Source organism: Caballeronia calidae (assembly GCF_900044055.2).
Taxonomy (GTDB): Bacteria; Pseudomonadota; Gammaproteobacteria; order Burkholderiales; family Burkholderiaceae; genus Caballeronia; species Caballeronia calidae.
Genome location: NZ_FCOX02000014.1, coordinates 43927 through 57835, shown reverse-complemented (window position 1 = coordinate 57835; position 13909 = coordinate 43927). Strand labels below are relative to the sequence as shown.

Annotated in this window: 12 protein-coding genes and 1 other RNA gene; 6 read left to right on the top strand and 7 right to left on the bottom strand. The window is 64.5% G+C overall.

The annotated features are described in order from the left end of the window. Window positions 1–103: 103 nt before the first annotated feature. The 7 genes from AWB78_RS15205 to trxA form a co-directional block, all read right to left on the bottom strand. Complete coding sequence (locus AWB78_RS15205) at window positions 104–1465, bottom strand: MATE family efflux transporter (protein WP_062605737.1); 1362 nt, start codon at window positions 1463–1465, stop codon at window positions 104–106. A gap of 40 nt (window positions 1466–1505) precedes the next feature. Then, window positions 1506–3269: an ArnT family glycosyltransferase gene (locus AWB78_RS15200; protein WP_062605563.1), complete on the bottom strand. Its 1764-nt coding sequence runs from the start codon at window positions 3267–3269 to the stop codon at window positions 1506–1508. A 252-nt stretch (window positions 3270–3521) separates the two neighbouring features. Next, window positions 3522–3776 (bottom strand): type B 50S ribosomal protein L31, encoded by a 255-nt coding sequence (locus tag AWB78_RS15195; protein ID WP_062605561.1) that lies wholly within the window; start codon window positions 3774–3776, stop codon window positions 3522–3524. A gap of 141 nt (window positions 3777–3917) precedes the next feature. Then, window positions 3918–4742 carry a M90 family metallopeptidase gene (locus tag AWB78_RS15190; RefSeq protein WP_062605559.1) on the bottom strand — a complete coding sequence of 275 codons (825 nt, stop codon included), beginning with the start codon at window positions 4740–4742 and terminating at the stop codon, window positions 3918–3920. Between the two features lie 77 nt (window positions 4743–4819). Then, window positions 4820–6382: a tetratricopeptide repeat-containing glycosyltransferase family protein gene (locus AWB78_RS15185; RefSeq protein ID WP_198399275.1), complete on the bottom strand. Its 1563-nt coding sequence runs from the start codon at window positions 6380–6382 to the stop codon at window positions 4820–4822. 184 nt (window positions 6383–6566) lie between these two features. Next, entirely contained in the window at window positions 6567–7832 is a 1266-nt protein-coding gene (gene rho, locus AWB78_RS15180) for a transcription termination factor Rho (protein ID WP_062605555.1), read from the bottom strand. 277 nt (window positions 7833–8109) lie between these two features. Next, window positions 8110–8436: a thioredoxin TrxA gene (gene trxA, locus AWB78_RS15175; protein ID WP_008349330.1), complete on the bottom strand. Its 327-nt coding sequence runs from the start codon at window positions 8434–8436 to the stop codon at window positions 8110–8112. A 333-nt stretch (window positions 8437–8769) separates the two neighbouring features. Here trxA and ffs point away from each other — a divergent pair. The 6 genes from ffs to AWB78_RS15145 all read left to right on the top strand — a co-directional run bounded on the left by ffs (window position 8770) and on the right by AWB78_RS15145 (window position 13866). Beyond that, window positions 8770–8868, top strand: an RNA gene (gene ffs / locus AWB78_RS15170) — signal recognition particle sRNA small type. A gap of 177 nt (window positions 8869–9045) precedes the next feature. Beyond that, window positions 9046–11298, top strand: coding sequence for a DNA polymerase III subunit gamma/tau (locus tag AWB78_RS15165; protein WP_062605735.1), 2253 nt, complete (start codon window positions 9046–9048; stop codon window positions 11296–11298). A 102-nt stretch (window positions 11299–11400) separates the two neighbouring features. Then, window positions 11401–11727, top strand: a complete 327-nt coding sequence (locus AWB78_RS15160) for a YbaB/EbfC family nucleoid-associated protein (RefSeq protein WP_008349334.1) — start codon at window positions 11401–11403, stop codon at window positions 11725–11727. 39 nt (window positions 11728–11766) lie between these two features. Then, on the top strand, window positions 11767–12363 hold the full coding sequence (gene recR / locus AWB78_RS15155) for a recombination mediator RecR (protein WP_062605552.1): 597 nt from the start codon (window positions 11767–11769) through the stop codon (window positions 12361–12363). 26 nt (window positions 12364–12389) lie between these two features. Then, window positions 12390–12614: a DUF1653 domain-containing protein gene (locus AWB78_RS15150; RefSeq protein ID WP_062605550.1), complete on the top strand. Its 225-nt coding sequence runs from the start codon at window positions 12390–12392 to the stop codon at window positions 12612–12614. Between the two features lie 46 nt (window positions 12615–12660). After that, window positions 12661–13866 (top strand): CaiB/BaiF CoA transferase family protein, encoded by a 1206-nt coding sequence (locus AWB78_RS15145; protein ID WP_062605547.1) that lies wholly within the window; start codon window positions 12661–12663, stop codon window positions 13864–13866. Window positions 13867–13909: the final 43 nt, after the last annotated feature.

Genomic DNA, 13909 nt, shown 5'->3' with positions numbered 1-13909 from the left:
ATCGACTCGACGCGAAATTTTACTGGAGCCCTACGTCATTCTTTCCGGCGATGCGCGTTCCGATGACTTTTTTCGACAATTCATCGCATCGGACGCAAGCGATTCAGCGCGCGCCGCTCGTCGGCAGATGGCGTGTGCTCACGCGCCGCCAGTAGATGAAAAGCCCGACGCCCGCGACGCCCAGACTCGCGGAATTGGCGATCCAGAATCCGCGCGCGCCTTGCAGCCGTTCGGGCACGCCGCCGCCGACGTCGAAGCCGAGCAGATAGCCGCCGCCGAGTCCGATGCCCCACAGCGCGATGGCGTAGATCACGGTCGGCACGAGCGTGACCTTGTACGCGCGCAGGATGAACGCGGTGGTGATCTGCAGCGCGTCGCAGAAGTGATAGAAGGAGATGATGAGCACGAGCGGCATCGCGGCCGCGATGACGTTCGCATCGGGCGTATAGGCGGCGATCACGTGCGGCCGGGCGGCCACGAGGATCACGCCGTACACGAGCGCGAGCACGCATGCCATGGCGATGCCGTGGCGCGAGATCGAGCGCGCGTCGTCGAGGCGCCCGGCGCCGAGCGCCTGCGACACGAGCGTCGACGACGCGATGCCGATCGAAAGCGGCGTCATGTACAGCACCGCGCCGAGGTTGCCCGCGATCTGATGGCCGGCGAGCGTGGTCGTCCCGAAGCGCGAGATGAAGAGCGCCATGAACGTGTACGACGTGACCTCGATGAGATACGAGAGGCCCATCGGAATGCCGAGACGCAGGAGCGCGAGCTGACGCCGCCAGACCGGCCAGCAGAAGTGCGAAAAGATGCCGAACGGGCGGAAGAACTCGACCCTGAAAAGCACCGTCATGCCGACGCTCGCGAGCACCCAGTTGATGAGCGTGCTCGCGAGCGCGCACCCCGGACCGCCCAGCGCGGGCACGCCGAAGCCCCCGAAAATGAACCAGGTGTTGAGCGGAAACTTGAGCAGCAGGCCGCCGATCTGCAGGAACATCACGAGCCGCGGCTTGCCGATCGCATTGGTGAGCGAGCTGTAGACGCGAAACGCGAGGCTCGCGGGCAGGCCGAACGACAGAATCCGCAGGTAATCGACGGTGCGGTCGTGCAGCGCGGGCGGCGTCTTCGCGAGCGACAGCAGCGGCTCGGGGAAGTAGAGCAGCACGAAGCCGATGATGGCGAGCGCGGCGGCGAGCCACAGCGCCTGACGCGTCTCCTCGCCGATCTCGCTCTCGCGGCCCGCGCCGAAAAGCTGCCCGGCGATCGGCTGCAACGCGACGAGAATGCCCGTCAGACCGATATACACCGAGATATAGACGGAGCCGCCCAGGCCGAGCGCCGCGAGATCGGTGGCGGAGAAGCGGCCGACCATCGCGGTGTCGATGACGCCGAACGCGATCACCGCGAGCTGGCCGATCAGCACCGGCCACGCGAGCGCGGCGATCTTGCGCACGTCGCTCAGCATGCCGGTCGTGCTGGTCGGTGTCGGCGTCGCGCGCATCGCGTCATTGCGCCCGGCGCAGGCTCTTCGGACGCAGCGGTTTCTTCGCCGGCGGCGCGGGGCGCTCGATGCGCACGTAGAGGCGGAAGCGCTCGTCGCGGTCGGCGACGCGCCGGCCTTCCCACACGAGCTTCCACTGGTACGCCGACATCGACGAGGGCTCGCCGTAGTCCGCCGGATCCTGACGCAGGATCACGTCGCAGTCTTCATCGAACGCGAAGTGCATGCCGCCGAAATAGGCGAAGGTGGCGATCTGCGCGTCGCCGAGACGCACGGGCGAGATGCAGGTGTAATCCGGCGGCAGATGCAGGGCGATCTGCTCGGCGACGTCGCGATATGTGCGGCTGTAATTCACGACCGGCAGCCACAGCGTCATCAGCAGCACCCACATGAGCGTGGTGCCCGCGCTCGACAGCACGACGCTGCGCCACAGCACCTTCGGATGCCGCGCGAGACGCCAGCGTGCGAGCAGGAACCAGCAGACCGTCACGGCCACCGCGCACACGAACGAAATCAGCTTGAACTCGGGATGGAAGCCCGGCGCGAGACGCGCGAGATTGCGGGCCATCGGCGCGGGAAAGCCGAACATGCCCGCGCTCCACACGAGCCACACCAGCGAGCCGATGATGGTGAAGCTCAGCATCGCGAACCAGTCGATCGCGTTGATCGCGCCGCGCTTCAACGTGGGCAGCGCGAAGGTCGCGAGCACGGAAAGCGGCGGCAGCAGCAGCATGAAGAGCCGGTTGGTCTCGTGCGCCTGAAGGACGACCAGCACGAGCAGCGGCCCGATGATCGACAGCGGCACGCCCACGTGCGGCGAGCGGCGCAGCCCGCCCCAGCTCACGAACGCCCAGAGCGCGAGCGGCCACGCGGGCCACGTGAAGAGCGGCAGGTTCTTGATCGCGTAGCCGAAGATCGAGCCGGGCGTGCCGGAGAAGAACGAGAAGCTGTTGCGCCACCATTGGCGCAGCCACCATTCGCCGTCGTCGGGATAGAAATGCAGTGTCGGCAACACCCACGCGGCGATCAGCAAGACCGCCACCGGCAGGCCGAAGATCAGGAGCGGCGCGGCGCGCACCTGCTTCACGATGATCGTCATCGCGAGCGTGCAGAGCAGCAGCGCGAAGACGAGCACCGGCGAACTCGACAGCCCGACCACGCCGATCGCCGCGCCCCACACGAGGCCGCCGTGAATCGGCTTGTCGAGGCTGCGCACGAGTCCGTAGATGAGCATCGCGGTGCCGGCGAACTGGGCGAGCTGCGGCGTGGTTTCGTGACCGCGCTCGGCGAGGCCGAAGCATGCGAGCAGGATGAGCAGCGCGCCGTCGGCGAGCGTGCGGCCGTAGTCGCGCGGCTCGGGCTCGCCGCCGAAGGCGTATTTGAACGGCTGGGCTTCGTCGCGCCGGCCGAGCAGATAGGTCGAATACCAGACGAATGCGCAGGCGAGACAGAAGAGCAGGCCGGTGACCACACGCGACGCGTTGCTCGCATCGACCCACGGACTCAGCAGCCGGATCGCCGATGCGCCGAGCCAGTACATCAGCGGGCCATCGGCGGTGGGCGCCTTGCCGACGAGGTTCGGCAGGAGCCAGTCGCGCGCATCGCCGTTGGCCATCGTCCACATGACGCCGAAGCCCGCCGCATCCTCGTTCTTCCACGGATCGCGGCCGAACAGGCCGAACGACGCATAGGTGATGCAGATGGCGAGCAACAGCCAGCGCGGCAGGGCGCTGGTGGCGGAGGCAGTCAGACGAACGACAGATCGCATGCGAGCAGGCTTGATGGAAAACGGTCCGCTGGTCTCGCGCCAGAGGCGGGAGCGGGGCCGGAGCAACCGGCATTGTAGTCGCGCGGCGGCGTTAAGGGCGGATCATTGGCGTTGCCGTAACGGGCGGCAACAACGCTTACCGAATGGAGCAAAGGCGGTGCCGATGGCCGCCGTGTAGCGCAAAAAAAAGCAATCAGCGACAAAAAAGGGCAGCCAAAGCTGCCCTTTTTCCTTGAAGCCCGAAAGTCCGGCTTACTTCTTCGTGGAGAAGCGCGCGAACTTGTTGTTGAACTTCTCGACGCGGCCCGCCGTGTCCATGATCTTTTGCTGACCGGTGTAGAACGGGTGCGATTCCGACGACACTTCGATCTTCGCGAGCGGGTAGGTCTTGCCGTTGAATTCGGCGGTTTCGCGCGTCTGGATGGTCGAGCGGGTCACAAACTTGAAGTCGTTCGACATGTCGACGAACAGGACTTCGCGGTAATTCGGGTGAATGCCTTCTTTCATGGTCTTTCCTGGGATCTGGCGGTAGCCAACCCGTTGCACTTGTTTGAAGTGCCGCGCGAGTCACTTGCCTAGGGTCGAAAAACGGCGATTATGCCAGAAAATCAGTCGGTTGACATCTTTTTTGGAGGTTTCCGGCGAGGATCAGGAGAGCGCGCCCGCACCCGCCGGATCCTGCCGGTAGTAGCGCGCGAGCAGCCGGTAGAGCTCGGGATATTCGGATTCGAATGCCTGCGGCGTGACGAAGAGCGCCTCGCTGCACACCGCGAAAAATTCCGATGGATGGTCCGCCGCGTAAGGATCGATCAGCGATTCGCGCTCGAAGCGGCTCCAGCGGCGCTCGGGCACGGCGTCCACGCGCGCGCAGAACTGGTCGTAGGCGTTATCGAAGATATCGGCCCAGGCGGTGGAATCGAGCGGCGCGTGCCAGCGGCGAAAGAGCGGAGGATGCCCGTCGGCTTCGCCGTTCACCATGTCGATCTTGTGCGCGAACTCGTGGATCACGACGTTGTAGGCTTCCGCGCCATCGGCCATCTGCGTGTCTTCCCACGAGAGCACGACCGGACCGCCTTCCCACGCCTCGCCGCTCGCATCGTGCTCGATCTCGTGCACGACGCCGTTTTCATCCTCGACCGTCTTGCGGATCACGAACTCGCCCGGATACACGATCACGCCGACCCAGCCGCGATACAGGTCGAGGTCGAGATTGAGCACCGGCAGGCAGGCTTGCGCGGCGATGGAAACGATCATCGCGTCGGTCAGTTCGAGATCGTGCGCCGTGGAGAACTCTTTCTGCGCGATGAAGAGGCTCGCGGTTTCGCGCAGCCGCGCGAGATCGTCCGCGCTCAAATGGCCGAAGCATGGATACGCGTCGAGCGTGCGCTGCCAGAGCGCGTCGTCGATCGCGTATTTGCGCAGCGCGCGCTCGCGGCGTTGCGCGCCGAAGAAGCGGGAGAAGAGGTTGGCCATTCGGACGGTCGGAGTAGGGTGGGCGGGCGCGTGTATTTTCGCGCATCGCCGACGTCAAATCGAATTTCGCGAACTCGTCAACGGCTTCGCGCGGTCGTGTCGGCGCCGCGCCACTCGCGCTCCAGCTCCGCCAGAACGCGTTCCAGCACCTCGTTCCATTGGCCGCGGTCTTTCTGCGTGAAGATGCGCATGCCCGGATACCACGGACTGTCGTCGCGCCCGCGCATCCAGCGCCAGCAACCGGCGAAGCGGTTCAGCAGCCATACCGGCTTGCCCATGGCTCCCGCGAGATGCGCGACAGAGGTATCCACCGAAATGACCAGATCGAGCGATGCAACGAGCGCGGCCGTATCCGCGAAGTCCTTCATCTCATCCATCCAGTCGATGACGCGCGCCTGCTGCCCGGCTTTGAGACGCTTTGCGTCGCTCTCGGGTTTCTGCAGACTCACCCAGCGGGCGTGAGGCCACGCGAGCAGCGGGTCGATCTGTTCAGGCGTGAGGCTTCGCCATTGATCGACGCCCAGACCGGCATGCCCGCCCGCCCATACGATCCCGATGCGCGGGGAAGACGGGGAGCCGAGCCGGTCCAGGCGGTCGGCGAATGCGCGGGCGGCGCGTTGATCGGCATGGAGATAGGGCACGCAAGCCGGTATCGTCGCCAGACTGGTTCCGAAGATCTTCGGCAGGGAAAGCAGGGGCGTGTGCCAGTCGAACAGCCAGGGATCGGTAGGCACGGTATCGGCCAGGCGCAGATTGGGCCGGCACGCGAGAAACGAATGAGCGAGCAGCCGTTGCAACGGCTTGGGGCAAACGAAGGTCAATTCGGCGAACTGATCCAGCACCATCGGCAGATAGCGGCAGAATTGCAGCGTGTCGCCCAGCCCTTGTTCAGCCACGACGAGCAGGTGATGATCGCGCCGATGTCCGTCGCCTTCCCAGCGGCGAATCGGCAGTTCGGGTCGCGCGGGCACGCGCTGGCCGTCCGGCCCGACGAGACTCACCCAGCGATGCTCGAAGTGAGGCCACGCTTCCTCGAGACGGCCTGTCGCGAGCAGCGCGCTAGCCAGGTTGGAATGGGCTTCGAGATAGCCCGGATCGATGGTGACCGCCTGCCGGTAATGCCCGATTGCATCGTCCAGCCGATCCTGACACTGAAGGATGAAGCCAAGGTTGAGATGCGCAGCGCAATGGTCGGGCGCGATGTCGAGCAAGTGCCGATAGGCTTGCGCCGCTTCGTCGAACTTCTGGCTGTTTCGCAGCGCGTCGCCCAGACAACTGAGCAGGCTCGACGTTTCCAGCGCCGCTCCCGCCTTGACCGACAGCGCGAGTCCGGACCGTGCCTGGGCGGCGGCGAGGGCGAATTCGCCCTGTCTCGTCAGCGCGACGGCCAGACCGCGAAAAGACGCCGGGCCCGGCGCAACCCGCGTGGCTTGTTCGAAACACGACCTTGCGTCGGCATTCCGGTTCAGGTGCAACGCGGCGAAGCCTTTCAGGAGCAGGGCATCGCTCAATGGCGGGTTTGCCCCAAGCACGACGAAGTACCGGTCCACATGCTCGATCACCGCCGCCCAATCGCCATGCTGATTCGCGTCCAGGGCCTTCTGATACGCGTCGCCGCTGTCGTTGCTATTCGAATTCAAGATGCGCATCAATGATGTGGTGCATCAAAAGACGCGCTCGTCTTGTCATGTGGCGTGAGGGCGTCACCCGAAAAATCATTATAGGTAGGATTTTTAGGATCGAGGATGGCCGGCTTGGTCAAGAATCTGCACGAAAAAAAACCGCCTGACAAAGCAGGCGGTTTTTATGTGCGTGGATGCGCGATCAGCTTCCGCCGCGACGCATCATGTCGAAGAACTCGGCGTTGTTCTTCGTCTGACGGATCTTGTCGAGCAGGAATTCCATGGCTTCGACTTCGTCCATGTCGTGGATGAACTTGCGCAACACCCAGACCTTCTGCAGCAGGTCCGGCTTGATGAGCAGCTCTTCGCGGCGCGTGCCCGACTTGTTCAGGTTGATCGACGGATACACGCGCTTTTCCGCGAGACGGCGCTCGAGGTGCACTTCCATGTTGCCGGTGCCCTTGAACTCTTCGTAGATCACGTCGTCCATGCGGCTGCCGGTTTCGATGAGCGCCGTGCCGATGATCGTGAGCGAACCGCCTTCTTCGATGTTACGAGCCGCGCCGAAGAAGCGCTTCGGACGCTGCAGCGCGTTGGCGTCGACACCGCCCGTCAGCACCTTGCCCGATGCCGGCACGACCGTGTTGTACGCACGCGCGAGACGCGTGATGGAGTCGAGCAGAATCACGACGTCGTGCTTCATTTCGACGAGACGCTTCGCCTTCTCGATGACCATTTCGGCCACTTGCACGTGACGCGCGGCGGGTTCGTCGAACGTCGACGCGATGACTTCGCCGCGCACCGAGCGCTGCATTTCCGTCACTTCTTCCGGGCGCTCGTCGATGAGCAGCACGAACAGGATGACGTCCGGATGATTCGCCTTCACCGCATGCGCGATGTGCTGCAGCATCACGGTCTTGCCCGACTTCGGCGATGCGACGAGCAGGCCGCGCTGGCCCTTGCCGATGGGCGAGATCATGTCGATGATCCGGCCCGTGACGTTTTCCTCGCCGCGCATTTCGCGCTCGAGCGGCAGCGGCTTGTTCGGGTGCAGCGGCGTGAGGTTCTCGAACATGATCTTGTGTTTCGAGGCCTCGGGCGGCTGCCCGTTGACTTTGTCGACCTTCACGAGCGCGAAATAACGCTCGCCGTCCTTCGGCGTGCGCACTTCACCTTCGATCGTGTCGCCGGTGTGCAGATTGAAGCGGCGGATTTGCGACGGGCTGATATAGATATCGTCCGTACTCGCGAGATACGAAGTCTCGGGCGAGCGCAGGAAGCCGAAGCCATCGGGCAGCACTTCGAGCGTGCCGTCGCCGAAAATCGTGTCGCCACCCTTGGCGCGCTTTTTAAGAATCGCGAACATGAGTTCCTGCTTGCGCAGGCGGTTCGCATTTTCGATCTCGAGGCCATTGGCCATCTCGATCAGTGCGGAGACGTGCTGAGACTTGAGCTCGGATAAATGCATACGGATTTCCCGCCGGGGAGAGAGGTGCGACAGAAAGATTTGGGAGAAGAGGTGAGCGGAACCGCTCGAGACTTAATACTTCTTGAACTCTTATGATTCTAGCATAGCACACGCCACACGAGCCCCGGGTGGGCTTTTGGACGGGGCTTTTCGCCGATGTTGTCATGCGACAACATCGGCTGCATCCCGGTCGCGTTCGTCAGTCGTGCTGATATCGCGATGTGAATGCGCCGCGCGGGCCCCGATGATGCCGATGCCCGCGTGGCTGATGATGCCGTTACAGGTTGCTGTCGAGGAACGCGGTGAGCTGCGACTTGGACAATGCGCCGACCTTCTGTGCGGCAACTGCGCCATTCTTGAAGAGAATCAGCGTGGGAATGCCGCGCACGCCGAACTTCACCGGCGTCGACTGGTGCTCGTCCACGTTGATCTTCGCGATCTGCAGGCGATCGCCGTAATCCTTCGCGACTTCGTCGAGGATCGGGGCAATCATCTTGCACGGACCGCACCACTCGGCCCAGAAGTCGAGCAGGACAGGTTTATCTGACTTGACGACATCCTGTTCGAAAGAAGCGTCGCTGATGTGCTTGATTGATTCGCTCATTGTCTGAATACCTCTATTGAATCGAGGCCCGCGTTTGAATGCTCGCCACGATACACCAAAACTGAAAAAAATTTCGTCGCCGACGAGCGGGGTTCAGGCCCGCACGCCATGCGCCAGAATGACTCGCGAATAGCGGCGAATGATCCGCGGAAAGGCGAAATGCACCACTTCCGCACAATTCACATGTCATCTTAGCTTACTTTGCTATCCGTTGCCGGGTGCTGATAGGGACGATCTGAGGGCGAAAGCACAGGACACAAGAGGGCGTCGCAAAGTCCGCGCAACTCACCGATGCCTTCCGGCTGCGCGTGGCCTCGTGGTACAATTCGACGTGACGGGCCTCCTCGCATGGTGGCGCGGTCAACCTGGTCAGGTCGGGAACGAAGCAGCCACAGCCGTTTTCCACCAGTGCCGAGGGTCGGGCTCGTCACCTTCCGCTTTTCTTCTGCTGTTCCTCTCTCGTTTTCCATTGCTTCTTTCGCTTGTTCTTGCGCCATTCGGGTGCGGTCTTTCCGCGCGCTCGCATCGTGTCGAAGCACTGCGCTCGCGCCCGCCGGCGCCCTTTTGGAACGGCGTTTGCGCAAGGTCGATGCTGATACAATTTCGCGCATGACCTATCAAGTTCTCGCACGCAAGTGGCGGCCGAAATCGTTCGAGTCGCTCGTCGGCCAGGAGCACGTCGTTCGTGCGCTCACTCACGCGCTCGACGGTGGCCGCCTGCATCACGCCTATCTGTTCACGGGCACGCGCGGCGTCGGCAAGACGACGCTCTCGCGCATCTTCGCGAAGGCGCTCAACTGTGAAACCGGCGTGACCTCGAAGCCGTGCGGCGTGTGCCGTGCGTGCCGCGAAATCGACGAAGGCCGCTTCGTCGATTATGTCGAGATGGATGCGGCGAGCAATCGCGGTGTCGACGAAATGGCGGCGCTGCTCGAACGCGCCGTGTACGCACCGGTCGATGCGCGCTTCAAGGTCTACATGATCGACGAAGTGCACATGCTCACGAACCACGCCTTCAACGCAATGCTGAAGACGCTGGAAGAGCCGCCGCCGCATGTGAAGTTCATTCTCGCGACGACCGATCCGCAGAAGATTCCCGTCACCGTGCTCTCGCGCTGCCTCCAGTTCAATCTGAAGCAGATGCCGGCGGGGCATATCGTGTCGCATCTGGAGAACATTCTCCAGCAGGAGAGCATCACGTTCGAATCGCAGGCGCTGCGTCTTTTGTCGCGCGCGGCGGACGGCAGCATGCGCGATGCGCTTTCGCTGACCGATCAGGCCATCGCGTATTCGGCGAACGAAGTCACCGAGGAAGCCGTGCGCGGCATGCTCGGCGCGCTCGATCAAAGCTATCTGATCCGCCTCATCGACGCGCTTGCCGCGAGCGACGGCGCGGGTGTGCTCGCGATCGCCGACGAGATGGCGTTGCGCAGCCTGTCGTTCTCGACGGCGCTGCAGGATCTCGCGAGTCTCCTGCATCGCGTCGCTTGGGCGCAATTCGCGCCGTCGTCGGTGCTGGATGAGTGGCCGGAAGCCGCCGATATCCGCCGCTTCGGGGAGACGCTTTCCGCCGAGCAGGTCCAGCTTTTCTATCAGATCGCCACGGTGGGGCGCAGCGAGCTCGGTCTCGCGCCGGACGAGTACGCCGGCTTCACGATGACGCTTCTGCGCATGCTCGCATTCGAACCGGCGGGCGGTTCGGGAGGCGGCGTCGCGGTGAGCGCGCCGTCGGGCGCGAAGCCGGTGCGCAGTGCGGCGCTCGCGGGCGCGATGGCCGAACGCGCCGTCGCTCCGGCGCCTGTCGCGAAAGCGGTGGAAACCGTCATCGTCAAGGCGAAAGAGCCGCCGCCGAAAGAACCCGCCGCCGAAAGCGCGCAGCCTGCCGCATCCGTCGAGGCGAGTGAGCACGTTCCCGCGAAACCCGCGCCGGTGCCGAACGCCGCGCGGCAGGCCGTCGATGAAGCTGCGCCGGTGGTTGCGCGTGCGCCCGAGCCCGAAGCTGAAGCCGCTGCCCCGCGCGCGGCAGGCGGCGCGAGCGCCGCGCTCGAAGTGCTGCGCAGCGCGGGCATGCGTCTGTCGTCCGACCGGGGGGCGCGCGGCGCATCGGCAGCGCCGGCGGTGGTGCCTGCTGCGCCCAAGCCCGCCGCGAAACCTGCCGTGCAAGTCCAGGTGCCGGTGCCTCGCCGCGCACCGGCAGCGCCCGCGGCATCCGCCGCGCCCGAGCCGAAGCCCGCGGCCGGCAGCGCTGGCAGCGCGAAGATCGTGCCGCCCTGGGAAGACATGCCGCCCGACGACTATCCGCCGGCGGGATCGGAAGCCGAATACTTCATGCCGCCGGACGACGGCTTCGTGCCCGCGTTCGACAGCGGCCCCGACGACATGCACTTTCGCGGCGAACCCGCGGCTAAGCCCGCGCCCGCGATCGACAGGACGCCGCTGCCGCCCGCCGTGCCGCTCGATGCGCTCGGCGTGTCCGTCGAATGGGCTGCGCTCGCCGTCGATCTGCCGCTGAAGGGCGTCGCTTATCAGCTCGCGTTCAACAGCGAGCTCACCGCGTGCGACGCGAATTCCGTCACGCTCGCGGTCGCCGTGCAGATGTACACCGACACCTCGCACGTCACGAAGCTCAAGGCCGCGCTCGCCGAGAAGCTCGGCCGCGCGATCGAAGTCATCGTCAACGTCGCGCCCGCGCGCCGCACCGCGGCCGCGCTCGATGCGGCAGACCGCGCGCGACGCCAGCAGGAGGCCGAGCAGGAGATCAGACAGGACCCGTTCGTGCAATCGCTGATCCGCGATTTCGGCGCGAGCATCGTCCAGGGCTCGATCAAGCCGATTTCCGCGTCGGGCGCAAATCCGTCGTGAATTGAGGGGCGCGGCGCGTTCACTGACGCCGCGCATCGCACCGAACATCGGGCGCGCATCGAGCGCGCTTTCGCCACACGTTTTCCAGTAAGGAGCCGAACCATGATGAAGAACCAACTCGCCGGGCTGATGAAACAGGCTCAGCAGATGCAGGAAAACATGAAGAAGATGCAGGATCAGCTCGCGCAGATCGAGGTCGAGGGCCAGTCCGGCGCCGGTCTCGTGAAGGTGACGATGACCTGCAAGAACGATGTGCGCCGCGTGCAGATCGACCCGAGCCTGCTTGCCGACGACAAGGACATGCTGGAAGACCTCGTCGCGGCCGCGTTCAACGACGCCGTGCGCAAGGCCGAGGCCACCACGCAAGAGAAAATGAGCGGCATGACCGCCGGCATGCCGATGCCGCCGGGCTTCAAGCTGCCGTTCTGACCCGCGCGCCGGAGCGGCTCCGGCGTGCCATGAGGAAACATGAAACAACCTTCCGCCCTGTCGGCGCTCGTCGAGGCGCTGCGCGCGCTGCCCGGCGTCGGACCCAAGTCGGCGCAGCGCATGGCGTATCACCTGATGCAGCACGACCGCGCAGGCGCCGAGAAGCTCGGGGCATCGCTCCTGTTCGCGACCGAGCATCTGAAGCATTGCGCGAAGTGCAATACCTTCACGGAAGCGGACATCTGCGAAGTCTGCCTCGACGAGGAACGCGATCCGGCGCTGCTGTGCGTCGTCGAGACACCCGCCGACCAGATCATGCTCGAACAGACGCTCACGTATCGCGGGCTCTACTTCGTGCTGATGGGACGGCTCAGTCCGCTCGACGGCATCGGTCCGAAGGAGATCCACTTCGAGCGCCTCATCAATCGCGCGCTCGACGGCGTGGTGCAGGAAGTGGTGCTCGCCACCAACTTCACGAACGAAGGCGAGGCGACCGCGCACTATCTCGCGCAGACGCTCAAGTCGAATGGACTGAAGGTGACGCGTCTCGCGCGCGGCGTGCCGGTCGGCGGCGAGCTCGAATATGTCGATGCCGGCACGATCGCGCGCGCGATGCTCGATCGCCGCTCAGTGTGAACGCGCACATCAGCAGGAAACCACCGATGACAGAAACCGAAGCTCTCGCGCTCGCGACGCATCGTCACTACAAGGGCGGGCTGTATCGCGTGATCGGCGTCGCGCGGCACTCGGAAACCGAGGAAGCGATGATCGTCTACGAGCATCTGTGGCCGCACGAACGCGGCTTGTGGGTGCGCCCGGCCGAGATGTTCAACGAGACGCTCGCCGACGGCACGCCGCGCTTCAGGCCGCTCGACATGCCGCTTTGAAACACCCATAAAAAACACGCATAAGAACATCCAAAGGAGACACGTCATGAGCACAACGACGGGGCCGCTCGCCGGCGTCAAGGTGCTGGAGCTCGGCACGCTCATCGCGGGGCCGTTCGCGGCGCGCTTCATGGGCGAGTTCGGCGCCGATGTCATCAAGATCGAAGATCCGAACGGCGGCGATCCGCTGCGCAAGTGGCGCAAGCTCTATCCGGAAGTCGGCGGCACGTCGCTGTGGTGGGCGGTGCAGGCGCGCAACAAGAAATCCGTCACGGTGAATCTCAAGGCCGAGGAGGGCAAGGAGATCGTCCGGCGGCTCGCGAAGGAAGCCGATATCGTCGTCGAGAACTTCCGGCCCGGTCTGCTCGAAAAGCTCGGGCTCGGCTATGAAGTGCTGTCTGCCGAGAATCCCGGCCTCGTGATGGTGCGGCTTTCCGGCTACGGCCAGACCGGGCCGTATCGCGACCGGCCGGGCTTCGGCGCGATCGCCGAATCGATGGGCGGGCTGCGCCACATCACCGGCTATCCGGACCTGCCGCCACCGCGCATCGGCATTTCGATCGGCGATTCGATCGCGGCGCTGCATGGCGTGATCGGCGCGCTGATGGCGCTGCATCATCGGCAGGTGAATGGCGGCAAGGGGCAGGTCGTCGATGTCGCGCTGTACGAAGCCGTCTTCAACATGATGGAAAGCGTCGTGCCCGAATACGGCGTGTACGGCATGGTGCGCGAGCGCACCGGCGCGTCGCTGCCGGGCATCGTGCCGTCGAATACGTATCCGTGCCGCGACGGCAGCATCGTGATCGGCGGCAACAGCGATCCGATCTTCAAGCGCCTGATGAACGCGATCGACCGCGCGGATCTCGCGAACGATCCCGCGCTCGCGTCGAATGACGGCCGCGTGCCGCGCACGCAGGAAATCGACGACGCCATCGCGGCGTGGCTCGCGACGCGCAACATCGACGAAGCGCTCGCCGTGCTCAACGCCGCCGACGTGCCGGCGGGCCGCATCTACAGCGTCGCGGACATGTTCACCGACCCGCAATACATCGCGCGCCAGATGCTTCAGCGTTTCCCGTGGCAGGACGGAAAGGAGATCACGCTGCCGAACATGACGCCGAAGATGTCGGAAACACCGGGCGAAACGCGCTGGCTCGGGCCGCAACTCGGTGAACACACGGATGAAGTACTTCAAACGCTCGGGTATGATGCCGACGATATTGCGCGGCTGCGGGCGGCCAAGGTGATCTGAGCCTCGGGCTGAGCCACGCTGACAACGATAAAACCAGGAGACA

Excerpts from the sequence above, each read along its gene's own strand:
- trxA (WP_008349330.1), bottom strand. The coding sequence starts at position 8,436 with ATGAGCGAATCAATCAAGCACATCAGCGACGCTTCTTTCGAACAGGAT.
- AWB78_RS15145 (WP_062605547.1), top strand. The coding sequence starts at position 12,661 with ATGAGCACAACGACGGGGCCGCTCGCCGGCGTCAAGGTGCTGGAGCTC.
- AWB78_RS15195 (WP_062605561.1), bottom strand. The coding sequence starts at position 3,776 with ATGAAAGAAGGCATTCACCCGAATTACCGCGAAGTCCTGTTCGTCGAC.
- AWB78_RS15160 (WP_008349334.1), top strand. The coding sequence starts at position 11,401 with ATGATGAAGAACCAACTCGCCGGGCTGATGAAACAGGCTCAGCAGATG.
- AWB78_RS15165 (WP_062605735.1), top strand. The coding sequence starts at position 9,046 with ATGACCTATCAAGTTCTCGCACGCAAGTGGCGGCCGAAATCGTTCGAG.
- AWB78_RS15150 (WP_062605550.1), top strand. The coding sequence starts at position 12,390 with ATGACAGAAACCGAAGCTCTCGCGCTCGCGACGCATCGTCACTACAAG.
- AWB78_RS15200 (WP_062605563.1), bottom strand. The coding sequence starts at position 3,269 with ATGCGATCTGTCGTTCGTCTGACTGCCTCCGCCACCAGCGCCCTGCCG.
- rho (WP_062605555.1), bottom strand. The coding sequence starts at position 7,832 with ATGCATTTATCCGAGCTCAAGTCTCAGCACGTCTCCGCACTGATCGAG.
- recR (WP_062605552.1), top strand. The coding sequence starts at position 11,767 with ATGAAACAACCTTCCGCCCTGTCGGCGCTCGTCGAGGCGCTGCGCGCG.
- AWB78_RS15190 (WP_062605559.1), bottom strand. The coding sequence starts at position 4,742 with ATGGCCAACCTCTTCTCCCGCTTCTTCGGCGCGCAACGCCGCGAGCGC.
- AWB78_RS15205 (WP_062605737.1), bottom strand. The coding sequence starts at position 1,465 with ATGCTGAGCGACGTGCGCAAGATCGCCGCGCTCGCGTGGCCGGTGCTG.